This window comes from Arthrobacter crystallopoietes BAB-32, from assembly GCF_000328305.2.
Taxonomy (GTDB): Bacteria; Actinomycetota; Actinomycetes; order Actinomycetales; family Micrococcaceae; genus Crystallibacter; species Crystallibacter crystallopoietes_A.
The window spans coordinates 1-1,914 of sequence record NZ_ANPE02000244.1 but is presented as its reverse complement, the minus strand read 5'-3'; the positions used below and the strand labels follow the sequence as shown (position 1 = coordinate 1,914).

At 64.6% G+C, this 1,914-nt stretch carries 2 protein-coding genes; both read left to right on the top strand.

The features are described 5' to 3' along the window. The first annotated feature begins 64 nt into the window (after positions 1-64). Complete coding sequence (locus tag D477_RS18465; RefSeq protein WP_005273386.1) at positions 65-886, top strand: creatininase; 822 nt, start codon at positions 65-67, stop codon at positions 884-886. Further along, on the top strand, positions 867-1,328 hold the full coding sequence (locus D477_RS18460) for a nucleoside deaminase (RefSeq protein ID WP_190273589.1): 462 nt from the start codon (positions 867-869) through the stop codon (positions 1,326-1,328). The genes D477_RS18465 and D477_RS18460 overlap by 20 nt, the downstream gene beginning before the upstream one ends. Positions 1,329-1,914: the final 586 nt, after the last annotated feature.

Here is a 1,914-nt window from a genome sequence, read left to right as displayed (position 1 = left end):
GCAGCACTGCAGGACGCCACCCCTTTCCCACGTCCACTTCGTTACAGCACATCGGAGAGATCACATGCCCAGCGTCTACATGGAGGACCTCGACGCCTTCACCTACCGCGAACGCATCGCCCAGGACAACGCCGTCGTACTTATCCCCGTCGGATCCATTGAGCAGCACGGTCCGCACATGCCGCTGAACACCGACGTGCTCCTCTCGCGCGCGATGGCCGGCGCCACCGCGGCCGGCATCGACGGTCTCGTGGCCGCCCCGGTCGTCTACGGCTACAAGTCCCAGCAGCGCTCCGGTGGCGGCAACCACCTCCCCGGCACCACCAGCCTGGATGCCTCGACGGTCATCTCCATCGCCAAGACCTTGGTGCTGGAATTCGCCCGCCACGGGGCACGGAAGATCGCCTTCATCAACGGCCACTTCGAGAACTACCAGTTCCTCTACGAAGGAGTGGACCTGGCCCTGCGCGAATTGCGCCAGATGGGCATCGAGGACCTCAAGGTCGTCCTGCTCTCCTACTGGGACTTTGTCGACGACGCGACCATCGCCGAACTGTATCCGAACGGCTTCACCGGCTGGGACCTGGAACACGGCGGCGTGCTCGAGACGTCGCTGATGCTCCACCTGTTCCCGGAGCGGGTCCACATGGACAAGGTCGTCGACGCCCCGCCGGCCGTCCTGCCGAACTACGACGTCCTGCCGGTCAACCCGGACCTGACCCCGGAGTCCGGCTGCCTCTCCTCCGCGGCGGAGGCCACCGTCGACAAGGGCCGCATCCTCCTGGAGCGGGCCTCTGCCGGCATGGCAGCAGCCCTGAACCACGAATTTCCCCATAGCATGCACGTCGTCCGCCAGGCCGAGCACGATGCCTCTCTCGCCGGCTGAGCGCGCCATGCACGCCGAACATTTCAAGGCAGCCCGCCAGGCGGCCCGTGCCGGCGCCGGCTCCGGCGGCATCCCCATCGGAGCTGCGCTCGTCCGGGACGGCAAGCTGGTCGCCACGGGACACAATGAACGGGTCCAGCAGTCCGATCCCACCGCCCACGCGGAAATAGCCTGCCTTCGCGCCGCCGGCCGCCAGAGTACCTACCGGGACACGGTCCTGTACTCCACGCTGGCACCCTGCGCCATGTGCACCGGGGCGATCATCCAGTTCCAGATTCCCTGCGTCATCGTCGGCGAAGCGGAAACCTTCCCGGGCGAACTGGATCTGTTGCGCTCCCGCGGCGTGGACGTCGTCGTCCTCAACGATCCGGAGTGCATTAACCTCATGCTCGATTTCCAGCAGTCCAACCCCGGGCTGTGGGCTGAGGACATCGGCCGCTAATCAGTCCCCGTGACGCCGTGCCCATTGCCTGGGTGCCCTCTCCATGGCTTCTGCGCCCACAAAACAATAACGACGGCGATGGCCGCCTTGGCAGGGACCTGCAGTTCCCGCCCTGGCGGCTGTCGTCGTCGTTATTTGTGCGTGCGCCCCGTCGTTATTGCTGCACGCCCTCACCACCGGGACCGGTTCGTTCAGGGACCGGGACGCGGGGGCGGCCTCGCTGGTGTCAGCCGGGCGGTGCTCCAACGGGCGCGATTTGCTGCGGGAAGAGCCGGTTTTTTCCGCTCAAGGGTCCTCAAAGAAAGCAGGCCCCGGCAGTTAACGCAGAGTTAAGACTTCGGCGGCTTGACAGTGACGCCCGCCATACTTACGTTAGATGCAACAGCGTTGCAATGAACGCAACAAAGGGCCCTTTCTGTTCTGTGAACGGGCAGGCCCGCGGCAGCACGACTGGACCTTTCCTTCTGAAACCAATCCACCTTTTGACGAACCTTTTAGGAGATTCGATGACCATCGCAGATTCCCCGGTAAGCAGCGTTTCCGAGCTTGAGCGGCTGAAGGTCCTGCACAACGGCGAGAAGCAGCA